18 protein-coding genes are annotated in these 20,816 nt (G+C 63.4%); 7 read left to right on the forward strand and 11 right to left on the reverse strand.

Going from position 1 to position 20,816, the window contains the following annotated elements; genetic code table 11:
• Positions 1 to 150: 150 nt before the first annotated feature.
• Complete coding sequence (locus tag LJ655_RS23975; RefSeq protein ID WP_230563695.1) at positions 151 to 843, reverse strand: NnrU family protein; 693 nt, start codon at positions 841 to 843, stop codon at positions 151 to 153.
• A gap of 569 nt (positions 844 to 1,412) precedes the next feature.
• On the opposite strand from LJ655_RS23975, the gene LJ655_RS23980 reads away from it, so the two are divergent.
• Positions 1,413 to 3,008, forward strand: coding sequence for a methyl-accepting chemotaxis protein (locus LJ655_RS23980; protein WP_230563696.1), 1,596 nt, complete (start codon positions 1,413 to 1,415; stop codon positions 3,006 to 3,008).
• A 76-nt stretch (positions 3,009 to 3,084) separates the two neighbouring features.
• On the opposite strand, the gene LJ655_RS23985 is transcribed toward LJ655_RS23980, so the two are convergent.
• From LJ655_RS23985 to LJ655_RS23995, 3 genes are read right to left on the reverse strand one after another with little or no spacing between them, the layout of a single operon-like run.
• Positions 3,085 to 3,360 (reverse strand): hypothetical protein, encoded by a 276-nt coding sequence (locus tag LJ655_RS23985; RefSeq protein WP_230563697.1) that lies wholly within the window; start codon positions 3,358 to 3,360, stop codon positions 3,085 to 3,087.
• A gap of 33 nt (positions 3,361 to 3,393) precedes the next feature.
• The gene (locus tag LJ655_RS23990) at positions 3,394 to 3,603 is read right to left on the reverse strand and encodes a hypothetical protein (RefSeq protein WP_230563698.1); all 210 of its coding nucleotides are present in this window, start codon (positions 3,601 to 3,603) and stop codon (positions 3,394 to 3,396) included.
• Between the two features lie 26 nt (positions 3,604 to 3,629).
• Positions 3,630 to 3,875, reverse strand: a complete 246-nt coding sequence (locus tag LJ655_RS23995) for a hypothetical protein (protein WP_230563699.1) — start codon at positions 3,873 to 3,875, stop codon at positions 3,630 to 3,632.
• Positions 3,876 to 4,476: 601 nt separating this feature from the next.
• Between LJ655_RS23995 and LJ655_RS24000 the strand changes: the two genes are divergently transcribed.
• Both LJ655_RS24000 and LJ655_RS24005 read left to right on the forward strand, forming a co-directional pair.
• The gene (locus LJ655_RS24000; RefSeq protein WP_230563700.1) at positions 4,477 to 6,060 is read left to right on the forward strand and encodes a response regulator; all 1,584 of its coding nucleotides are present in this window, start codon (positions 4,477 to 4,479) and stop codon (positions 6,058 to 6,060) included.
• Positions 6,057 to 6,689 carry a response regulator gene (locus LJ655_RS24005; protein WP_230563701.1) on the forward strand — a complete coding sequence of 211 codons (633 nt, stop codon included), beginning with the start codon at positions 6,057 to 6,059 and terminating at the stop codon, positions 6,687 to 6,689. The genes LJ655_RS24000 and LJ655_RS24005 overlap by 4 nt, the downstream gene beginning before the upstream one ends.
• Before the next feature lie 39 nt (positions 6,690 to 6,728).
• Here the strand turns inward: LJ655_RS24005 and LJ655_RS24010 are convergent, their stop codons facing one another.
• On the reverse strand, positions 6,729 to 9,560 hold the full coding sequence (locus LJ655_RS24010) for an ATP-binding protein (protein WP_230563702.1): 2,832 nt from the start codon (positions 9,558 to 9,560) through the stop codon (positions 6,729 to 6,731).
• Positions 9,557 to 10,690, reverse strand: coding sequence for a substrate-binding domain-containing protein (locus LJ655_RS24015; RefSeq protein ID WP_230563780.1), 1,134 nt, complete (start codon positions 10,688 to 10,690; stop codon positions 9,557 to 9,559). The genes LJ655_RS24010 and LJ655_RS24015 overlap by 4 nt, the downstream gene beginning before the upstream one ends.
• A gap of 429 nt (positions 10,691 to 11,119) precedes the next feature.
• Between LJ655_RS24015 and LJ655_RS24020 the strand changes: the two genes are divergently transcribed.
• Together LJ655_RS24020 and LJ655_RS24025 are read left to right on the forward strand one after the other, a co-directional pair.
• On the forward strand, positions 11,120 to 11,278 hold the full coding sequence (locus tag LJ655_RS24020) for a hypothetical protein (RefSeq protein WP_230563703.1): 159 nt from the start codon (positions 11,120 to 11,122) through the stop codon (positions 11,276 to 11,278).
• Positions 11,251 to 12,528: a DNA-binding protein gene (locus LJ655_RS24025; RefSeq protein WP_230563704.1), complete on the forward strand. Its 1,278-nt coding sequence runs from the start codon at positions 11,251 to 11,253 to the stop codon at positions 12,526 to 12,528. Before LJ655_RS24020 ends, LJ655_RS24025 begins: the two co-directional genes overlap by 28 nt.
• 110 nt (positions 12,529 to 12,638) lie before the next feature.
• Here LJ655_RS24025 and LJ655_RS24030 read toward each other — a convergent pair whose 3' ends face one another.
• Positions 12,639 to 13,046, reverse strand: a complete 408-nt coding sequence (locus LJ655_RS24030; RefSeq protein WP_230563705.1) for a hypothetical protein — start codon at positions 13,044 to 13,046, stop codon at positions 12,639 to 12,641.
• Positions 13,047 to 13,341: 295 nt separating this feature from the next.
• On the opposite strand from LJ655_RS24030, the gene LJ655_RS24035 reads away from it, so the two are divergent.
• Complete coding sequence (locus tag LJ655_RS24035) at positions 13,342 to 14,694, forward strand: MFS transporter (protein ID WP_230563706.1); 1,353 nt, start codon at positions 13,342 to 13,344, stop codon at positions 14,692 to 14,694.
• Positions 14,695 to 14,714: 20 nt separating this feature from the next.
• On the opposite strand, the gene LJ655_RS24040 is transcribed toward LJ655_RS24035, so the two are convergent.
• Positions 14,715 to 17,240, reverse strand: a complete 2,526-nt coding sequence (locus tag LJ655_RS24040; RefSeq protein WP_230563707.1) for a penicillin-binding protein 1A — start codon at positions 17,238 to 17,240, stop codon at positions 14,715 to 14,717.
• Between the two features lie 134 nt (positions 17,241 to 17,374).
• On the opposite strand from LJ655_RS24040, the gene fabV reads away from it, so the two are divergent.
• Positions 17,375 to 18,571: an enoyl-ACP reductase FabV gene (gene fabV, locus LJ655_RS24045; RefSeq protein WP_230563708.1), complete on the forward strand. Its 1,197-nt coding sequence runs from the start codon at positions 17,375 to 17,377 to the stop codon at positions 18,569 to 18,571.
• Positions 18,572 to 18,623: 52 nt separating this feature from the next.
• Here the strand turns inward: fabV and LJ655_RS24050 are convergent, their stop codons facing one another.
• From LJ655_RS24050 to LJ655_RS24060, 3 genes are all read right to left on the reverse strand, one after another.
• Positions 18,624 to 18,998, reverse strand: a complete 375-nt coding sequence (locus LJ655_RS24050) for a Rap1a family protein (protein WP_230563709.1) — start codon at positions 18,996 to 18,998, stop codon at positions 18,624 to 18,626.
• Positions 18,999 to 19,106: 108 nt separating this feature from the next.
• Entirely contained in the window at positions 19,107 to 19,730 is a 624-nt protein-coding gene (locus tag LJ655_RS24055) for a glutathione S-transferase family protein (protein WP_230563710.1), read from the reverse strand.
• Positions 19,731 to 19,891: 161 nt separating this feature from the next.
• Positions 19,892 to 20,632: a COG4705 family protein gene (locus LJ655_RS24060; protein WP_425605836.1), complete on the reverse strand. Its 741-nt coding sequence runs from the start codon at positions 20,630 to 20,632 to the stop codon at positions 19,892 to 19,894.
• Between the last annotated feature and the right edge of the window lie 184 nt (positions 20,633 to 20,816).

Here is a 20,816-nt window from a genome sequence, read left to right on the forward strand (position 1 = left end):
GCGCGTTGCGCCGGGCACGCCGCTGATGGCGATCGTGCCGCGCGACGGCGTGTGGGTCGATGCCAACTTCAACGAAGTGCAGCTCAAGCCCATGCGGATTGGCCCGCCGGTGCCGATTGCTCGGCTAGTCGCAAGCATGAGCGCCGGCCGCTACAGCCAGCGCCAGATGCCTGCGGGCCAACCGGTAAGCGGAATATGCGCCCAGGTCGCCACGAGCCAGACAACGACGCCGCCAAGAAGCGCGTGCATGCCGAATCCGCCCAGCCGGGCCCGGCCCGCGGCGATCGCGGCGAACGGCAGATAGCTCGTCTTCGATTCCCATGCGGGCCATAGATCGGGCTGAAGCCGCCGCTTCTTGCGGTCCTGTAACGCGGCGCCGACCAGCGCCAGGATGACGATCGCGCCAGCAAGCACGATGTTCCGGGTGACCGGAAATATGACGATATGGCACAGTCCCCAAAGCGCGAACGACCACATCATCGGGTGACGCGTCACTGCGTACACGCCGCGCGCCTCGTCGGGAAACGCGGTGGACCGGCCTGCGGTGGGCAACGCCGGGTTGCGGATCAGCGAGCCCATCAGGAGGATCGACGCGATCAGCATGAGCACGGTCACGACTGCCCACAACGCGTCGCCTGCCGGCCATAGCGGCGCGGACACGGGCGTCCTGTCGTACGCCATGACCATCCAGGCGAATGTCAGTATCGCAACCAGCGAATAGACGCCCATGGCGCCCCGTTCGCCGATTGCGTGGACCATACCCGCCCGCAGCGGATGAGACAGGAGAAAGTGGCTGCCGACAAAAGCGAATGCCGCCACGACAAGCGCGTAGATGCTTCCCATTGGCCCGGCTCCTCAAGTCAGATCATCGGTCGACTTTGTGCAAGGGGAATGATACTTCGCGCCGCCACGACCACTGCAGTCAATTCGCCATCTGCCCGCAGTCGATCCGGGAAGCGTGCTCAGGTAAAGCCTGTGACGGAGCTGCTCGGGGCGGTACTCTTCCTGACGGAAGCGCTCGTCAAACCGATGTCGAGGAAATGAGGTTTAAGGATTGGCCGGATAAAAAAATTACGGAAAACCGTAAATTAAAAGCCTTTCGTGAATATCTCGCCTGTTTTACATAAATCATACAAGCCCGCACAGTCGACGATAATCGCCAGTTTCTATTTGTCCAGGAAATAAAAACCGCGAACGACAATCAGTTTCGATAGAAGAATTCAATGTTCTGCAAACGTTTGCGGATGGAATTTTGGACCAATCCGTACTTCAGTTCGCTACGTCCGCCGCCGTAAAAGAATATGCGAGGCGCATTGGGCTGGAAGCGCGGACGCATACCGTTGAGTGACTTCGGCATTACGAACGCAATCGCCGATTTTACTTTGCCCATCCGTTGAAAGTGGGATCAAAAGATGACTCTGAATAAACTATCTGTGAAGGCAAAGCTTACGGGTGCTTTCGGGGCATTGGTCGTCGTCGTGCTGATCATTTCAGGACTATCGCTGAAGGAACTGAACGACGCGAACGAGCGCTTTTCCGGCTATATCAGTGGCATCAAGGCACGCGCCGACATGGCCGAAGCCGTTCGCACCGCCGTTGATGATCGAGCGATAGCGGTGCGCAATCTGGTACTGGTCACCGCGCCTGCCGATGTCGAGCAGGAAAAGGCCGCTGTCATCGACGCGGAACGCAGAGTCGAGGCCAGCCTTGACAAGTTTAATGCCATGGTCGCGAGCGCCTCCGACATGAGTGACGAGGCACGGCGTCTCGCGGCTGAAATTCCGCGAATCGAGGCGCTTTACCGTCCCGTGGCCCTGGAAATTGACAGGCTGGCGGTGAACAATCAGCGCGACGCGGCGATTGCAGACATCGATACCAAGTGCAGGCCGCTGCTTTCGGCCTTGATCAAGGCGTCCAACGAATATGCGGACTTTACCCACGAACGCGCCCGACAATTGGTCCGCGAGTCGAGGGAGAAAATCGCGACCCAGCGCAACCTGCTGATCGTGATCTGTCTGACTGCGCTCGCACTGGCGGTCGTCGCAGGCGTAGTCATCACGCGCAGTCTGCTGCGCGCTCTGGGCGCCGAGCCCGCGGAACTGGTCGAAGTGACCCAGCGCGTGGCCGGCGGCGACCTGAGTCCGGTGCCGGGGGCGGACACTGCGCCGAGTGCAAGCGTGCTCGCCTCGATGGGCAGGATGCAGACAAGCCTCGTTCGCCTGATCGGCCAGGTTCGCACGTCGGCAGACAATATCGTGACGGGCTCGAGCCAGATCGCGGCGGGCAATGTGGATCTTTCCTCGCGCACGGAACAGCAGGCCGCGTCGTTGCAGGAAACCGCCTCGAGCATGGAAGAGCTGACCTCGACAGTGAAGCAGAATGCCGAGAACGCACAGCAGGCGAGCTCGCTGTCGGCCAACGCATCCGAAGTGGCGGGACGCGGCAATCAGGTCGTTGGCAAGGTGGTCGACACGATGAGCGACATCAGGACGAGTTCCACCCGGATCGCGGATATCACCGGCATCATCGAAGGGATCGCCTTCCAGACCAACATCCTTGCATTGAATGCCGCGGTGGAGGCTGCCCGTGCAGGCGAGCAGGGACGTGGGTTCGCGGTGGTCGCGAGTGAAGTGCGCAGCCTCGCCCAGCGCTCGTCGAGTGCCGCCAAGGAGATCAAGGATCTGATCAATGAGTCCGTGCAGATGATCCAGGATGGATCGTCCCTTGCCAACGAGGCGGGAAGGACGATGGCGGAGGTGACGCAGGCCGTGGCGCGGGTGACTGACATCATGGGAGAAATCGCAGCCGCGTCGACCGAACAGAGCCGCGGGATCGAGCAGGTCAATCAGGCGATCACGCAGATGGACGAAGTGACGCAGCAGAATGCCGCGCTGGTCGAGGAAGCCGCGGCTGCGTCGAAATCGCTCGAGGATCAGGGCGGGCAACTGAACCAGGCGATTTCGTTCTTTCGTCTGGACTCCCAGGCTGCTGCCCGCTCGAGAGGTTGATCTGCTGGCCCGGCAAGCCTGCCGCCATGCCGCGTGCGGACCGCGCGGCCAGGGTCGGTTCGGGCCAGCATCGTAGTTACCACGCCCAAGTTTTTAACGCTCCCTGATTCGCCAGCATCGCATCGATAACAGCGCGAGCCTCGCGGTCAACGCTCGTGAGCGCAACGCTCTCCGACTCGTAGGTGACGGGGTCGGCGAACTGACCGGTGAATTCCTGTTTTCGTGTGCTGCTATGCAACGACCACGTCACGCAATACGTCAGCGCGAGTCCATCGGACAATCGGATCGTGCGCCGCTCCATGTGCGCTTCGATGACGAATCCGCGATAGCGCCCGACAATGTGATGTTTCATTGATCGACTTCGACGTTTGTCGAGGCTCACCTCTCAATGCACGACGCCGAAGTACAGGATTGCGCCTTCGGCTGGCGTCAGACCCGCCTTGAAGTAGCCTTCGAGCCGATCGGCTGTCGCTTCATCGAGCGTGAAGGGCGGATGGACGTAGCCCACGGCGAACGCATGGTCGTACCAGTCGCTGAGCCACGCGCGCAACTCGATCACTTCCTGCGGCAGAGGATTCAAAGCGTCGTCGTGCATGTGCGTTTCCCTGGCTTGCTGAATGATCAGGCCGCCATGCGGCCTATCCCCATTTCCGGACGGCGCTGGTCCGGCGGAAACACGTGCCATGTGCGGTCCGCGTGGCGAAAAAAGAAGAGAGAAAATGCACCCGTCGGCCAATCGATTTGAATGTGCACCCGGCATGTCCCGCCTGAGCGCGAGCGTTCCAGCAGACGCACGCGCGCCCCTCGGCCCCGCGTCGGGCCAACGAGTTTTTCGACCTGAGAACGCAGCGATCTGTTGCCCCCCATGACTTCCCCCGCGATGCAAGATGATTCGATGCTATGGCGGCCCGTGCATGCGTCCAATCGGCGGCGGCGGAATGTCGCCTCAGGAAAGGATGGTTTCAGCAGTCAGGATTTCCTGAACGGAACCGGCGTGGAAACCGGCATTTAAGGGTTTTCACCGATCGGCGGGCGCTTTCCGCGTGAATGGCACTCAGGATTTCCTGACACGCGAATCAGGAAGTCGCACTCTCGTTTTGCAGCTTGCGCTGAATGCGATCCAGGTTCTGCTCATCGATGATGACTCATCGAAACGCAAGGTCGAATTGATGCATCATGATGGGCTATCCGTCGGAGCGGCAGAATGTCATCGAGCAGATCGGCGTACGCTAGCCGTGAGGCCGCGGCGCGCACCGTTTCATCGGAAGTTTGAATGCCGGGGAGGGCGCGGTAGACCAGGCTCCGGCATCGAGTGCAGAATAGGACGCCCATAATGGCGGCACTCACGGGGATATATGGCGTTCGACGTTTTCGACGCATTGAACGAATTGCCTCGGCTCGCGTGCGCCTTTCAGTGGAACGTGATCCTGCAACTCGTTGAGCGGTATCTCGAAGGGAACACCGCATCATGAGCCATCTCGCCGCTCCGGTCGCGTGTACGGGCACGATTCTGATCGTCGACGATACGCCGGGCAATCTCGGCGTGGTCGTCGACAGTCTCGAGGCGCGCGGCATTCGCGTGCTGGTGGCGCTCGACGGTATCGAAGCGCTGGAACGCGCGGCCTTCTCGCAGCCCGATGTGATCCTGCTCGACGTGAAGATGCCGGGCATCGACGGCTTCGAAACCTGCCGGCGTCTCAAGCGTGATGAGCGCACGCGCGATATCGCCGTCATCTTCATGACCTCGCTGATGGAAAACGAGGACCGCGTCGAAGGCTTTCGCGCAGGCGGTGTCGATTATGTGACCAAGCCGTTGCGCGTCGAAGAGATGGTCGCGCGCGTGGGTGTGCACCTCGAGCTGCGGGTGATGCACAAGCAGGCTCTCGCGCAGAACCGGCAACTGCTCGCGGAAGTGGCCGTGCGCAAGCAAACGGAGGCAGCGCTATCGCAGGCGCGCGACGATCTCGAGCGGCGTGTCGCCTTGCGCACCGAAGAACTGGCGCGCGCCAACGCGAACTTGCAGGCAAGCGAGGCCCGCTTTCGCGCGATCGTCGAAACGAGTCCGGTGCCGCTGGGTATCACGTCGATGCCCGATGGGCACATCCTGTACACCAACCGGCCGCTGCGCGAACTCTTCGGCATGGGCGAAGGCTCGTCCGCCAATATCGCGGATTTCTACGCGGAGAGGGGCGAGCGCGAGCGTCTGATCGGGCATCTGCGCACGAACGGCAGCGTGCGCAATACGGAGGTGCAGTTCCAGCGCGCTGACGGTACACGGTTCTGGGCGATGGTGGCGGCGCGCGTCGCGACTTACGACGATTCTCCCGCGATCTATGTCGGCCTGAACGACATCACCGGGCGCAAGCAGATGGAACAGGAGCTCGTCGAATCGCGGGAGCAGCAGCGCGAACTGTCAGCCTACATGGAGGCGATCCGCGAGGAGGAGAGAAAGCGCATTGCGATGGAGATCCACGACGAACTGGGGCAGTTGCTGACCGCGCTCAAGATGGACGTGTCTCTGCTGAAGATGCGCATCGCGCACGACGCGGAAGCAGCAAAAAAGACCGACGACATGCGCCAACTGGTCGAAGGCACGATCTCGATGGTGCGCAATGTCGCGAGCCACCTGCGGCCCGCTGCGCTCAATTTTGGAATCGTGTCTGCGCTCGAATGGCTTGTCGACGAGTTCAACCGCCGCCATGCCATTGCATGTGAATTGCGCATCGAAGGCGGCGAGCCCGCGCTGTCCGATGCCCACGCGACGGCCCTGTTCCGCATCGCGCAGGCTTCGCTGACGAACGTCGCGCGTCATGCCGACGCCACCCGTGTCGACGTGACGCTCGCTTCGACGGCGGCGCAGCTCCTGTTGCAGGTGCGTGACGACGGCCGCGGCTTCGACCCGCAATTGGTGAGGCGCGACTATTCCTATGGCCTGCTCGGCATGAACGAGCGCGCGCGGCTGATCGGCGGATCGCTATCGATCGACAGCTCGCCCGGTGCGGGCACGATGGTTTCGATTCGTATTCCGCTCGGTGACGGACCTCGAACATGATCAGGATACTCATTGCGGACGATCATGCGATAGTCCGTGGCGGACTCAGGCAGATCATCGCGACCACGAGCGATCTCGTCGTGGCGGCCGAAGCGGCGCAAGGAGCGGAAGTGATCGACAAGCTGCGCTCGTGCGCAGTCGATCTTCTGTTGCTCGACATGACGATGCCCGGCATCAGCGGCGTCGCTCTGATCCGCAGGGTACGGGCCGATCATCCTTCGTTGCCCGTGCTGGTGCTGAGCATTCACGACGAGGCTCAGGTCGCGTCGCGCGCGCTGCGTGCGGGGGCAACGGGATATCTGACCAAGGACAGCGACCCGGAAGTGCTGCTCGGGGCGATCCGCAAGCTCGCGGGCGGCGGCCGATTCATCGATCCGAAGCTCGTCGATGCAATGGTGTTCGAAACACAGCGCGGCGATGTGCCGCCGCATGAAGTACTGTCGGACCGCGAATTCCAGGTGCTGCAGATGCTCGCGGCAGGCAGGAGCATCAATGAAATCGCCCAGGCATGTGCGCTCAGCGCGAAAACCATCAGTACGCACAAGATGCGACTGATGCAGAAACTCGGGCTTTCCAACAACGCCGAGGTCATCCGGTACGCGATCCGGCATGGAATGATCGTCGAGTAGAAAACGGGCGGCGAAGCGGTTCACGTTCCGCGGCGCACATCATCGGATGAGCCTTCTTTCCAGATAGCCCTCGACGAAGCTGAGGATCGCCTTGGACCGGTAAGCCTTCGCCAGGCGGCAAAGGTGGTCTGCGAAAGGTCGATAGCGCTCGTCAAGCACGCTCAGGTGTTGAGCGTGTTGGACGATGGCACTCATGTCGCCGAGCCGCGCCAGGTAGTGCAGCGCTTCGACCTCCTGCTGCGGCGGTGCCAGCAAGGGCCCGGTAACGGGAGCGGCGGCGGGCAGAACCGTTTGACCCGCGTTAGTGACGTGCGCCTCTGTCGCCGCGTCGATCCACTCGACATTCAGGAGCGCCGCGACATGGGACAACAGCCGGCCGAAGTCGATCGGTTTGGCCAGGAAAGCATTTGCGCCAGCCGCGAGACTTTGCGCCGCATCGATCCCAGAGGCACTTGCGGAGACTGCCACGATGGGCAAATCCTGGAACCCGGGCATACGGCGCAGGCGGCGCGTGGCTTCGAGACCGTCCATCCCGGGCATGACGACATCCATCAGGACGAGCGCAGGAAGCAGGGAGCGAGCTTTCTCGATAGCTTCGGTTCCACTGCCAGCCTCCTCCATGTCGAATCCGAGCGGACCTAGCATATCGACCATCACGGCCCGGTTCTCGGCCACGTCATCCACCACCAGGATGACTTTGCGCGGCCCCTTGTAGCTGCTCACGATCCGTACGGGCACGGCGAGCGCCGCAGGGGGCGCCACCACCTGGACGTCCAGCTCGATCGAGAAGGTGCTGCCCATATCGCGGCGGCTTTCGACATGGATATCGCCTCCCATCAGGCGCACGAGCCGCCGGCTGATGGCGAGCCCGAGCCCGGTCCCGCCAAACCGGTGGCGCTCGTCGCTGACTTGCTCGAATGGCCTGAAGATTTCCTCCAGCCGGTTTTCGTCGATGCCGATGCCGGTGTCCTGCACTTCGAAGCACAGTCGCGCGGGCGGCGTGAAAGCGACGCTCAGACGCACGCTTCCCTGTTCGGTAAACCGGATCGCATTGGAGAGCAGATTGAGCAGCGCCTGGCGCAACCGAATTTCGTCCACCCGCACGCCCGCGGGCAGATCGGGCGGCATCTCGCAGACGAAGGCCAGGCCTTTTTCCGCAGCCTTCACCCGGATCGTCTCGGCGATGAAATGGACGAACGCTTCCAGCGGAACGTCGGAAAGATTGAGTTCCATTCTTCCGGCCTCGATTTTGGCGATATCGAGGATGTCGTCGATGAGCATCAGCAGATGCTCGCCGCTGCGCTGGATGACTGTGAGGCCGTTGCTCTGGCGTTGATCGAGGCTCGCGTCACGTTTGAGGATTTGCGCGTAACCCAGAATCGCGTTCAGCGGCGTGCGCAGTTCGTGGCTCATGTGCGCGAGGAAGTCACTCTTTGCCTGGTTCGCCGCATCGGCGTGTTCCTTGGCAACGGCCAGTTGGGCCGTCCGTTCGCGGATCATGTCTTCGAGATGCTCGCGATAGCGCCGCAATTCCGCTTCGGCAAGCTTCTGCTCAGTGATGTCGCGTGAGATTCCGAGCAGGAATTGCGGCACGCCGCGCGCATCGGCGATCGGTATCTTCATCGTGTGCACGAGGCGCAGTCCATGACGTGTATGAACCCGCTCCTCCGGGATATCGATCATCTGTCGCGACTCCAGCACGGCCCGATCCTTGAGCGCGAAGAATTCAGCTTCCTCCGAGGGAAACAGGTCGTGCACGGAGCGGCCGAGGAGTTCCTCGCGCCGGTAGCCGAGAAGCCGCTCTGTCGCCTTGTTGCAACGCACGAAGTGCAAGGTCGCGGCCTCCTTGACGAACACCATGTCCGGGATGTTTTCGATGATGCTGTTCAGAAAGGTCTCGCTCTCGCGGACAGCATCTTCGGCGCGCTGACGTTCGGCGATTTCGGCGGCCTGACCTGCCAGCGCCGCACTGAGTTCGGCCGTGCGCTCCGCGACGCGCGCCTCGAGGCGCGCGTTAAGCTCCTTCAACGCATCCTCGGCCTGGCGGCGCTGGCGCCGGTCTTCCTGGAACTGCTCGACTGCACGCGCCATATCGGCAATCTCGTCGCCGCCGTGCACGGGGACTCCGGCTTGCGTGTCCCCGGCGTCGCCGTGCCGCAGAAAGTGGCTGACGCGGCGCAGGCGCGCCACGACATGGCGCCCCAGGAATTCGCGGGCGATCAGCCAGGCGAGCAGCAGGCTCACTGCGACTTCAGCGCTTACCCATTTGCGTGTGCGGTCTGCGCGAGCGGCCAGACTCTGGACTGCTTCGCGGTAGTCGCGCGTCAAATAGTCCGATTGCCGGTGCGCCGCGACGGCGAGCGCCTGGGCCGCTTCGCGCAGATCCTTGTCGAGGCTGGCGAGCGACACGCCCGCCCGTGGCGCGGACGCCGGCGCGCCCTCAGGGCCGAGCGCGGTCTCGCGCACCTGCGCCTCGATGTTGACGATGTTGCGAAAGCGTTGGCTCGATCGATATAGCGTCAGTGTGTCGACACCTGGGGCGTCGCTTGCGGTGGCGGAGGCGAGGCGATCGACCACCTTGTCGAAGGATGCCAGCTGTTCGAGCACATGCCGATGCGTCTCGCGCACGGCATCGACCGTATCGTCGCGAGACAACTGCAACGCGAGGCGCTCGATCGTCAGCGTGTGCTGCACCAGGTCCTGCGCATCCGCGAGGCGCGCGAGCCGCTCTTCGGCGAGCTGACGGATCGAGTGGGCAGAACCGGCCAACGAGTAGATCGTCGTGGCGCCGCCCACGGCCACCAGCGCGGCCAGGCACGAAACAACGAGCGCGAACTGCGCGGTGAGCGATTGGGGGAAGGGCAGTTTCACGGTCGTTGCCAGATCCGACGATAAATGTCGCGATAGCCGTTGTCGGGGTCGTAGAGCAGGTGATCGCCGCCGTCCGCGGCGATGTTCTCCGCCGTCACGAGATGCACGGGACTCACGTAACCCGTGACGCCTTCTCCGGCGAACAGCCGGTTCATTTCGTCGACCAGTTGCCAGCCGTGCAGATTCAGCGGTTCGGCCACGGTGCCCGTCTGGAACGTGCCGGTGCGGATGCGCAGGAAGGCGGACTCGCTGCCGTCGCCGGCCGACAGCATGATCATCGCCGCGTCTGGCATTCCCGCCTGGGTCAGCACCGGGGCGGCGTAGTCAAAGTAGATGTCATTGATCGCCAGCGCACAGTTCCAGCGCTTGCCGTAACGTGCGAGCAGAGCGCGTGTCGTTCCCGGCACCAGTTCCTGGCTGCGCGAGATCGCCACGTCGCGTACGTCAAGCAGGGTACAGCCACTGCACGCGCGAACGACTGCCGCCATTGCATCCGCCTTGCCCTGTGCAATCCGGAAACCGCTATCGGTGAAGATGACGACGCCCGCATGCCCGCCGGACTGCACGATGGCCGCGAGCGCGGTCACGCGCGCAACCTCCAGTGGATCCGTCGATACGTTCATCGCGACGGGCGTGCCCGGCACGGGCCCAGCCCGGGCGGCGACATGCCAGCCGACGATCGGGATGTTGCTCTCGGCAAACGGCCGCAGGGCAGGGAGCAGGGCGTGTGCGTCGCCGCCCGCGAGGATCAGGCCGTCGGGGTGGCTTGCCAGTGCATTCGCGAGCATCTTCAGACGCAGGTCAGCCGCCCCCGCGGAATCGAAGATCTTCACGCGCCAACCTATCGCCCTGGCCGCCTCCAGCACGCCGTCGACCACACCGAGGATGCCGCCGTTGCGCAAATCCTCGGCGACGACCGCGATGTGTTTTCCGGGTTGCGCGCGTGGTCCGTTGCGCGGCCCGCTCCAGGGGGCAGCGGGTCGCGAGGCGGCGTCGACGACTCGCTTCGCGAGAGTCAGAAAGTCCGTCGCGGCGACCGGGACTCCGGGCTTCGCGGCAGACAATAAATCCTGCGCCGAAGCGGCCGACAGCACCGACGCGCAGGCCAATGCCAGAAGGAAGCCCCTCATGCCGTCCCCCCATGGTCTCCGTCGAGGCCGGTTGGTGTCTTGGTGTCGCCCAGTGCCGCTCGCGGAAGTTCTTGTGAGCAGGATATTACAACCCGATTCTCGCGTGTCATCGGTCAAGTACCGTGAGCAACCCTAAATAGATGCCATTCACCATACCCGTTCCGATCATCGTGTCGCAACTGTCCCACCCATTCCTCGCCGGCGCTTGCGCGCTACCACAGAACGTTGCGCGAACCGCAGTTGATCGCGAACGATTCAGCCGTGTCGGGCTATTGGGCGCCTTGCGTGACGCCGCGCGGCGACGCCGAGCTGCGGGCGCATTCACGGGTATGTTGACCGCCGCACAGACGACGTGTTCTGACGACCCATACTCGATGGGCGCGCCGCCTTCGCGGGGGTGGCGATTCGGGTGTACCTAAGGAGGCAGACGTGGACCAATCGTGGCTGGGTGCGGCTGTGGGCCTGATCGTGCTGATGATCGCCGCGTACGGCGTGATCGCGCACTACCGCCGCGAGCGGCGTCGTGCTGATCTACTGCGTAATCTTGATCATCACGACTGGTGTCGCTGGGTCCGATCGAGACGCTAAAAGCCCTCGGAGTTGCAGTCGCACATCGTTGCGCAGACCTGTTACGCAGTCAGATGATGAGTCCATGTGGAACACGACATTATAGTACTAATGTCGTGTTAATGAGTGGCACATGTAGTATTTCGACCGTTTTACGTTGTATTATCAACATATCGCCAATCTCACAGCCTACGCTCCCCATGACTCTCGAATCCGACATCGAAGTCGCTCGCCACAACACGTCCGACACGCAAACGCTTTATCGGGAGGTGTGCGCATTACTGTTCTTCAGGTACGGCGAAACACCCACCGCGAACCGCCTGTATCAACTGGTGCGCAAAGGCAGCATGAGCGCGCCGGCCAAGGCGTTGCGGGATTTCTGGGCTGACGTGCGTGACAAAACGCGTGTCGATGTCGGCCGCCCGGATTTGCCGCCCGAGGTCGCGGCGGCCGCGGGCGAGTTCGCGGCCCGGATGTGGCGTCTGTCGAGCGATGCCGCGACCGCCGCGTTCGACGTTTTCAGGCAGGACGCCGAAGGGCAAATCGCCGCGGCGCGCGAACAGGCCGAGCAACAGGACAAGCAGCGTCAGCAAGCGGTGGACAAAGCCAACCAGGCGGCCGACGATGCCGCGGCCCTGCGCGTACGGATTGCCGGGCTCGAGGCGCGCATCGTCGAGCTGCAAACCGCCAACGACATGCTAACGACGCAATTGGCGGCATCGAAGGAAGAAATCACGGCCGCAACCGCCGCGCTCGCCGACGCCCGGCGCGATTTCGCCGACGAGCTCGCCAAGCTGCGCCGCTCGCACGAGCAGAACGAGCAGCGGCTGGCCGCGGCGGAGAAGCGGGCATTGCTCGAAATCGACAGCGAACGGGCGACGGCGCAGCGTCTGCGCAAAGAGCTTCAAGCCAGCCGCGAACGGGCGGCAACGCTGGAAGCCCAATCGCGAGCCGAGCACGATGCGCTGCGCGACGAATTGGCCGAATCGAAAGGCGAACTGGCTGCCGCGAACGCGCGGCATGCCGCGATCCGTGCGCAGCTCGCGGAAAAGGATGAATTGCTGGCCGACCGCGAGGCTGCGACCGACCGGTTGCGCGAACGTATCGACATGCTGTCACGGCGGATCGAAACGGCGCGGACAAATAACACATCCGCGCGCCCTGCCCGCCGCACTCGCGAGAAATCGCCCGCGCAAGGCCGTGCGACGGCGGTTTTTTCAGGTGCAGCATTCGTCAAACGTTCGACGACCCCTGGAACACGCGAGGATTGAGGAACGATTGGAAAGGTGTGACGTTCGACAGGAAGTAATCGGGATCTGAGGGCGGCACTCGCCGCCCGCCCGCATCGATGCAGATGCTGCGATCCGCGCGCGACGCTGCGTCAGAACTTCGGATGACACTCGAAACTGACCGACGACCCATGCTCGGTCATCACGCTGATGCCGCTGACCGTCTCCCTTTCCACGCTGCTTTGCATCCCGCGACGCTCGCAGTAGTCGCGCGCCTCGTTGATCGCGCGTTCGTGGGCGCGCGCCCAGGCCATGCGTCCACCGGTCGCACTGGCAGCGACCGTGTAGGTGCCGGGCTTGTCGCTCGCGACCACATCCGTGCTCGACGCGCACCCGGCGAGACTCGCACATGCGAGTGCCACCACGGCCGCACCGCGCAAGCGCGTAATGAGCCAGCCCCTCTTCCTTTCCATGTTTGCCACCCGCGCAATGGATACGGCGCCGCGTATCCGCACCGTTTTGCCCGCCTCGGCAAGACTATCCGAACACTGATTCGACATCACGGAGCGCCTGCATCTTGAATTAATAGTGAGGCCGCAATTATCCGGAATCGTTCGCTGGGGATCAGCCGATGCCACCGAAAACACTGTTGCGGGCCTCTTAACAATCGATGCCAGCGTCAACGCCGCTACGAACCTCAACAATGAGCGGACCATAGGTCCACAAAAGAACTTCCCGAATCGCCATTAAGCGGCTAGTCTGTACCGATGCCTTTTCGACAGAAAGGCATACCAACCGCAAGCAGACCCGACAACATAGCGGCATGCACCGGTCATGGAACCGGAGGAGACATACATGGATCTCGAGGCACGTACCCTTCATCGCGTCACGGTTCGGCTCATACCGTTCCTGATGCTCTGCTATTTCATCGCTTATCTCGATCGCGTGAACGTCGGCTTCGCGGCGTTGCAGATGAACAAGGCGCTCGACCTGTCCGCGAGCGCGTTCGGCTTCGGCGCGGGCGTGTTCTTTATCGCTTACTTCTTTTTCGAAGTGCCATCGAATCTGCTGCTCGAAAGATTCGGCGCGCGCCGCTGGATCGCGCGAATCATGTTCACGTGGGGCATTCTCGCCGGTGCGATGGCGTTCATTCCGAATATCGCGAGCTTTACCGGGCTTTCGCCCGCACACGTGTTTTACAGCCTGCGCGTTCTGCTCGGCATCGCTGAGGCCGGCTTCTTCCCCGGCATCATCTTTCTGCTGACCTTGTGGTTTCCGGCCGCTTATCGCGGGCGCGTAGTCGGTTATTTCATGGCGGCGATTCCGCTCTCGACGGTGATCGGCGGCCCGATCTCCGGCGCGCTGCTGTCGCTCGACGGCCGCGCCGGACTCGGCGGCTGGCAATGGCTGTACCTGATCGAGGCGCTGCCCGCGGTGCTGCTGTCGTTCGCGGTGCTGTTCTATCTGACCGACAAACCCGCCGACGCCCACTGGCTCAGCAGCGAGGAACGCGACTGGCTGATCGCGCGCCAGAAGCAGGAGCGCGAGCATCGCGAGGCGGTGCGCCACTTCAGCGTGAAGGAGGCGCTCATCAATCCGCGCGTGCTGGCCATCGCGTTGATCTATTTCGGCGCCAATGCCACCAACTATGGCCTGAGCTTTTTCCTGCCGCAGATCGTGAAGTCGTTCGGCCTCACCAATCTGCAGACGGGTTTCGTGACGTCGCTGCCCTACGTGGTCGGCCTGATCGGCATGATCGTGTGGGGACGGCATTCGGATCGCCGGCTCGAACGCCGCTGGCATGTCGCGATTGCGCTGTTGATCGCGGCCGGCGGCATCGCGGCTTCGGCCGGCCTCGACGATCCGGTGCAGAAGATGATTGCGCTGTCGATCGCCGGCTTCGGCATCTTCGGCTGCCTGCCGGTGATCTGGACCTTGCCGGCCGCGTTCCTGTCGGGCGCGGCGGCCGCGGGCGGCATCGCCGCGATCAATTCGCTCGGTAATCTCGCGGGCTTCTTCGGTCCGTTCGCGATGGGCTGGATCAAGGACAGCACCGGCGGCTTCGGCGCCGGGCTGCTATGCCTCGCGGGCGCGGGGCTCGTCGGGGTGGCGGCGGTGTTGCTGCTGCATCACGACTCGTCGCTCGAGACGGCGCATGGGAATCCGCATGCACGGCCGTCGGGCGAACCGGGAGTCGCGAGGTCCTAGCGGGCCGCCCCGGGGCGCACTCAGTTCGCCCCGCTCCCGTTATTCGCCCCTTCTGCATTCTGTCCACCCGCGTCGGACGGCATGACGTCGTCCGGCGTCGGGGTTGGCGCGAGCGCCGCCGCACCGCCGCCATGCGTTTCACCGTCGACGGTATTGCCGGGCTCCCGCGCGGGTGGCGGCTCCGCCCCCGGTGCCGGCAGCAACGGCGGCAACGCGCGCGCTTCGCCCTGCACCACGGACGCGCCCGCTGCCTCTGACGCCGCCGGGGCCGCCGCGGCAGACGCCGCCGGCTCAGCCGACACAATCGGCGCACGCCGCACCGGCGCATGCGCGACCACCTGCCGGTCCGGCTGGGACGGCGTGTGCGTGAACAGGTGCGCGATCCAGTCGCGCAAGCGCTCGGCGCGCTGCGCGAACCAGCCGGGCTGCGGCTCGGTATCGAACTTCACGTGACTATCGACGAGCCGCGCACGCTGCGCGCGCTGGAAGAAATCGCCGACGATCGGCAGCGCGCTGTGTGCACCCTGCCCCCAGTAATCGCTGCGCAGCGTCACGCGGCTGTCGTTGAAGCCGACCCACGCGCCTGCCACCAGTTGCGGTTGAATCAGGATGAACCAGCCGTCAGCGTTGCCTTGGGTCGTGCCGGTCTTGCCCGCGACGTCGCCGCGCACGCCAAAGCGCGTGCGGATGCTGGCGCCCGTGCCGCGGCTGACCACGTCGCGCATCACGTCGACGAGCGTGCGCGCGGTGTCGGCGGGCAGTTCGCGTCTCGGCGTGGCCGGCGCGAATTCGGCGAGCACATTGCCGTTGCGATCCTCGATGCGGGTGACCATCAGCGGCTCGACATAACGGCCGAGGTTCGCGATCGTGCCGTACGCCGAGACCATTTCCTTCAGCGTGACGGGGCTCGTGCCGAGCGCGAGCGACGGCACCGGGTCGAGCTGGCTGTCGCGCACGCCCATCGCCCGCGCGAGCTTGGCGACCCGGTTCGGGCCGACCGACTCCATCACTTGCGCGGTAATGCGGTTGCGCGAATACGTGAGCGCGTCGCGCAGGCTGATCATGCGGCCGCTCGGCTCGTCCTCGTCGTTCGGCTTCCAGATTTCGCCGCCGGCAAGCTGGATCTGGACCGGGTTGTCGGGCAGTTTATCGTCCGGTTTCGCGCCGGCCTCGAAGGCCGCCGCGTAGACGAACGGCTTGAAGGTCGAGCCCGGCTGACGGCGCGCCTGCTGCACGTGGTCGAACGGATCCTCGCCGAAGTCGCGGCTGCCCACCCACGCCTTGATCTCGCCGGTGCGCGGGTCCATCGCGAGGAAGTCCGCCTGCACGCGCGTCTTGGTGTCGCAGACGCTCTGCACGAGCTTGCGATCGGCGAGCAGGTGTTTCAGCGCGTCGTCGTCGGAGAGGCCGGTGTCTTTTGCCGCGCGGAAGTCAGGCGTTTCGCGCAGGAACGTGCGCAGCAGCTCCTTGTCCGCCGAGCAGCCCGCGTGCGCGCCCCACGCCGAGTTCGCGATGCCTTGCAACTGGTTGCCCTGCAGCGTCACGGCCTGATTTGCCATCGTCTGCAGACGCGAGTCGAGCGTCGTGCGCACGACGAGCCCATCGGAATAGATGTTGTAGTCGTTGCGGTCGGCCCATGCGACGAGCCACTTGCGCAACTGCTGCGTGAAGTGCGGCGCGGGCCCGGGCGGCTCGATCTGGCGCTCGAAGTCAAGGCGCAGCGGCTTGCGGGCGAGCGTGTCGTACTGGGCAGGCGTCAGCTTGCCGTATTTGACCATCTGCCCGAGCACCGTATTGCGCCGCTGCAACGCCCGCTCCGGGTTCAGCACCGGGTTGTAATAGGCGTTGCCCTTCAGCATGCCGGTCAGCGTGGCCGCTTCGAGCACGTTCAGATCGGACGCGGACTTGTCGAAATAGGTGCGCGCGGCCATCTCGATGCCGTACGCGTTGTAGAGGAACGGCACCGTGTTCAGGTAGGTTTCGAGGATCTCGTCCTTGGTGTAGAACGCCTCGATTTTCAGCGCGGTGATCGCTTCCTTCAGCTTGCGCGTCAACGTCGGCGCGCGGCCGATTTCATCGGGATACAGATTGCGCGCGAGCTGCTGCGTGATCGTCGAGCCGCCCTGGCGCTCGCCCGAAAACGTGTGCAGCGCGGCCGACGCGGTGCGCCGCCAGTCGAGGCCGAAATGCTGATAAAAGCGGTGATCTTCGGTCGCGATCAGCGCATTGACGACGTTCGGCGAGATCTCCTGCAGCTTGACCCACTCGCGGTTCGACGGCTTGAACTCGGCAAGCAGCTTGCCGTCCGCCGAGAGGATCTGCGCCGGCTGCTCGATTTTCGCCTTGCGGATGTCGCCGATGCTCGGCGTGAACGGAATCAGCAACAGCACGTACAGCACGAACAGCACCGGCAGCGCGGCAAGCCCCCACGCGAAAGTGCGGCGGCTCGGGTGGCGCAGATGCCACGCGGCCTTCGCGAACAGCGGGTTCACGAGGGTCAGCCCTTGGTCGAGGGCCGCCAGAAAGGAAGAAAAGAGGCGCTTCACGTGCTGTCGTCGGCTGGGAAAGGCGCAATCGTACCAAGATGCGGAGGGGGCGCCGATTTTTGCTTGATTCGGGCGATGGCGTGCGGCTGCGGCGGGGCCACTATAATGTCGCCAATTCCGACAAGAGGTGCTTCATGATCATCAAACCGCGTGTGCGTGGCTTCATCTGTGTATCGACCCATCCGACCGGCTGCGAAGCCAACGTCAAGGAACAGATCGAGTATGTGAAGGCACGCGGCCCCATTGCGAACGGCCCGAAGAAGGTGCTCGTGATCGGCGCGTCGACCGGCTATGGCCTCGCCGCCCGCATCAGCGCGGCGTTCGGCTCGGGCGCGTCGACCCTCGGCGTGTTCTTCGAGCGCGCCGGCAGCGAAACCAGGGCGGGCACGGCCGGCTGGTACAACACCGCCGCGTTCGAAAAGTTCGCCACGGCCGAAGGTCTCTACGCGACCAGCATCAACGGCGACGCGTTCTCCGACGAAGTGAAGGCGCGCACGATCGAAGTGATCAAGCGCGATCTCGGCCAGGTCGATCTCGTCGTCTATAGCCTCGCGGCGCCCAAGCGCCAACATCCGAAGACGGGCGAAGTGTTCAGCTCGGTGCTCAAGCCGATCGGCAAGGCGGTGAACCTGCGCGGCATCGACACCGACAAGGAAGTCATCAAGGAAACCGTGCTCGAACCGGCGACGCCGGAAGAAATCGCGCACACGGTCGCGGTGATGGGCGGCGAGGACTGGCAGATGTGGATGGACGCGCTCGCCGAGGCCGGCGTGCTCGCCGACGGTGTGAAGACCACCGCGTTCACCTACCTCGGCGAGAAGATCACTCACGATATCTACTGGAACGGCTCGATCGGCGCGGCCAAGAAGGATCTCGACCAGAAGGTGCTCGGCATCCGCGCCAAGCTCGCGGCCAAGGGTGGCGATGCGCGCGTCGCGGTGCTCAAGGCAGTCGTCACGCAGGCAAGCTCGGCCATTCCGATGATGCCGCTCTATCTGTCGCTGCTCTTCAAGGTGATGAAGGAGAAAGGCACGCACGAGGGCTGCATCGAGCAGGTCTACGGCCTGTACAAGGAGAGCCTCTACGGGAGCCAGCCGCATCTGGACGACGAAGGCCGTCTGCGCGCAGACTACAAGGAGCTCGATGCGCAGGTGCAAAGCCGCGTGCAGGAGCTGTGGAACCAGGTCACCAACGACAACATCTACGAGCTCACCGATTTCGCCGGCTACAAGACCGATTTCCTGCGTCTGTTCGGCTTTGAAATGAAGGGCGTCGATTACGACGCGGACGTCAATCCCGACGTGCAGATTCCGAATCTCGTGCAGGTTTGATGCCGTAAGGCGGGCTCGCCTCGCGAGTTCGCCCGTTCCCGCCTCCCTCCCCTCACCGCTTCTCCGGTGCGGCCGCGCCGCCTGAACACGGATAGGCGCCTTGCAAGGCACGCAGAATCGCGAGCCCGATCGGAAAGTCGTCGGAAAGGCCTGGATGGTTCGCGAAGAACGCATCGAGCATCGGATAAACCGTCTGATTGCCGATCGCGAGCGTTTGCGGCGGACAGAACAGCGGCTTCAGTTTCCTCGAGACCAGATCGCCGTTCGCCCAGCCGAATGCGTTGATCGTGCCGGTGATATACGCCGCATAGATCGAGTTGTTGTCGGCGTGCGCCCATTGCTTGTATTGGGCGGCCGTCATCTCGGCGCTCGCGTTCAGAGCGAAACACGCCGTCAGCAAAGCCAGCGCGAATTTCTTTACCCGCATCGTTGGACCTTCAATGTCGCTAAATGGGCGCCATTGTAGGCGACGGGCGTGTACCGCGCAGAAGCGCTCGCGCTCGGTAATCCGTCAACGTTGACGCTGGACCTGTCGTCACGGCGTGCCGTTACGGCAATACCTGCGATACCCGTCCCTCCCGGCCAATCGCTCCATATACCCGGCCAGCGCCGGAAAATCATCGTGCTGCTGCGGCGTTTCGAGCCAGCGGTTCGCGGACAGCGCGATCGGAATATCGGCGAGCGAGAATGCCTCGCCCGCGATATACGCGCCGGTGAGCGCGAGCTGCTGTTCGACGATCGCCATATGCTTCGACCAGTTCACGCACGATGCGGCGATCTGCCGCGGATCCTGATGCTCGGGTGAGCGCCGCACGAGCGCGAGAAACGCATAGCTCCACGAGCGGTTCAGTTCGCTCGCCTGCCAGTCGATCCATTGATCGCAACGCGCGCGCTCGAGCGGATCGGCCGGATACAGTCCGTCCCCGCGATAACGGTTCGCGAGGTAACGGATGATCGAGTTCGATTCCCACAGCACGAAGTCACCGTCCCGAATCACGGGGACCATCGCGTTGGGATTGAGCGCGCGAAACTCGGCGACATCGGTCGAACGGAAGCCCGAGCCCCAGTCTTCCTGTTCGAACGCGAGCCCGAGTTCCGCGCAGGTCCACAGCACCTTGCGCACGTTGATCGAGGTGGTCTTGCCGAGTATTCGCAGCATGAGTTGTCGTGGGTCGCGCGGGTTGAACGGGATTCAACGAATGGTGCACGAAAGCAGGCCAGTTTGCCATGGGCCTCGCGACCACCAGGCATCGGCCGCCAATCACCGCTTGACGACCGTGCGAACCGCGTCGAAACCTTTTGTGCGAACGGTCATTTCAATCAATGTGCGGCCTTTGCTGCTCTTTGCCTGAAGACCAGCAGACTGGTCAGGATGAAGCCGAGAAGCGCGATCGAAGCGGCATAACGGTTCATCGCCAGACCACCATGGTCGATTGGCTTGTCGAGGAAGTCACCCAGCGCCGCCCCGAGCGGACGAGTCAGAATGAACGCGGCCCAGAAGAGTATCGTCGACGAGATGCTGGTCCAGTAGCGCGCAACCAGGAGCACCAGCAGCAGGCCGCCGAAAACGATGGCCGCGCCGGTGTAGCCGAGCGCAACCGTGTCAGCGGTCCAGTCGCCCAACGCGGTGCCGAGCGTCTGGGAAAACATGATCGTCACCCAGTAAAACATCTCCGCCTTGGGCGAAGATACCGTCGTCACGGACACCGAACCCATCACCTTGTACCAGGTGAAGAGCGAGCCCAGCAGCAAAACGAGAAGGATCGCACTTCCGCCCGCGTAGCCGATCCCGAGAGACCGGTCGGCAAAGTCGGCAAGCGTCGTACCGACTGTCGTTGTGGCGACGATGGTGACCCAGTAAAGCAGCGGATTAAACCGGTTTGCGCGGATTTGAGCGCTGACAGCGACGACGAATATCGCCGCGAAAATGATAGTGCCGACAAGGTAGCCCAGATTCATCGACATCGTGACTGCATCTCCGCCGGTCTCGCCCAGTGTGGTTGCCGCGATCTTGACGATCCAGAAACCAAGCGTGACCTCGGGCACCTTGGTCATCGTCATTTGCTTCGTTGTATCCATATTCCCTCATGTAGACAGTCCAGGGCGCCCGTCATCGACATGCAGAAACGACGCGGCGCCAGGGCGCCTGCTTCGCGTCTTTCTCCGCAATACGGGGCATCCCGTCAAGAAAAGTAAGTCAACGTTGGCCTCTAGGGTGCATGACGCATCCTTAAGAGAGCCTTAG

The sequence above is a fragment of the Paraburkholderia translucens genome (genome assembly GCF_020881035.1).
GTDB classification, from domain to species: domain Bacteria; phylum Pseudomonadota; class Gammaproteobacteria; order Burkholderiales; family Burkholderiaceae; genus Paraburkholderia; species Paraburkholderia translucens.

Excerpts from the sequence above, each read along its gene's own strand:
- LJ655_RS23975 (WP_230563695.1), bottom strand. The coding sequence starts at position 843 with ATGGGAAGCATCTACGCGCTTGTCGTGGCGGCATTCGCTTTTGTCGGC.
- LJ655_RS23980 (WP_230563696.1), top strand. The coding sequence starts at position 1,413 with ATGACTCTGAATAAACTATCTGTGAAGGCAAAGCTTACGGGTGCTTTC.
- LJ655_RS23985 (WP_230563697.1), bottom strand. The coding sequence starts at position 3,360 with ATGAAACATCACATTGTCGGGCGCTATCGCGGATTCGTCATCGAAGCG.
- LJ655_RS23990 (WP_230563698.1), bottom strand. The coding sequence starts at position 3,603 with ATGCACGACGACGCTTTGAATCCTCTGCCGCAGGAAGTGATCGAGTTG.
- LJ655_RS23995 (WP_230563699.1), bottom strand. The coding sequence starts at position 3,875 with ATGGGGGGCAACAGATCGCTGCGTTCTCAGGTCGAAAAACTCGTTGGC.
- LJ655_RS24000 (WP_230563700.1), top strand. The coding sequence starts at position 4,477 with ATGAGCCATCTCGCCGCTCCGGTCGCGTGTACGGGCACGATTCTGATC.
- LJ655_RS24005 (WP_230563701.1), top strand. The coding sequence starts at position 6,057 with ATGATCAGGATACTCATTGCGGACGATCATGCGATAGTCCGTGGCGGA.
- LJ655_RS24015 (WP_230563780.1), bottom strand. The coding sequence starts at position 10,690 with ATGAGGGGCTTCCTTCTGGCATTGGCCTGCGCGTCGGTGCTGTCGGCC.
- LJ655_RS24030 (WP_230563705.1), bottom strand. The coding sequence starts at position 13,046 with ATGTCGAATCAGTGTTCGGATAGTCTTGCCGAGGCGGGCAAAACGGTG.
- LJ655_RS24035 (WP_230563706.1), top strand. The coding sequence starts at position 13,342 with ATGGATCTCGAGGCACGTACCCTTCATCGCGTCACGGTTCGGCTCATA.
- fabV (WP_230563708.1), top strand. The coding sequence starts at position 17,375 with ATGATCATCAAACCGCGTGTGCGTGGCTTCATCTGTGTATCGACCCAT.
- LJ655_RS24050 (WP_230563709.1), bottom strand. The coding sequence starts at position 18,998 with ATGCGGGTAAAGAAATTCGCGCTGGCTTTGCTGACGGCGTGTTTCGCT.
- LJ655_RS24055 (WP_230563710.1), bottom strand. The coding sequence starts at position 19,730 with ATGCTGCGAATACTCGGCAAGACCACCTCGATCAACGTGCGCAAGGTG.
- LJ655_RS24060 (WP_425605836.1), bottom strand. The coding sequence starts at position 20,632 with ATGACGATGACCAAGGTGCCCGAGGTCACGCTTGGTTTCTGGATCGTC.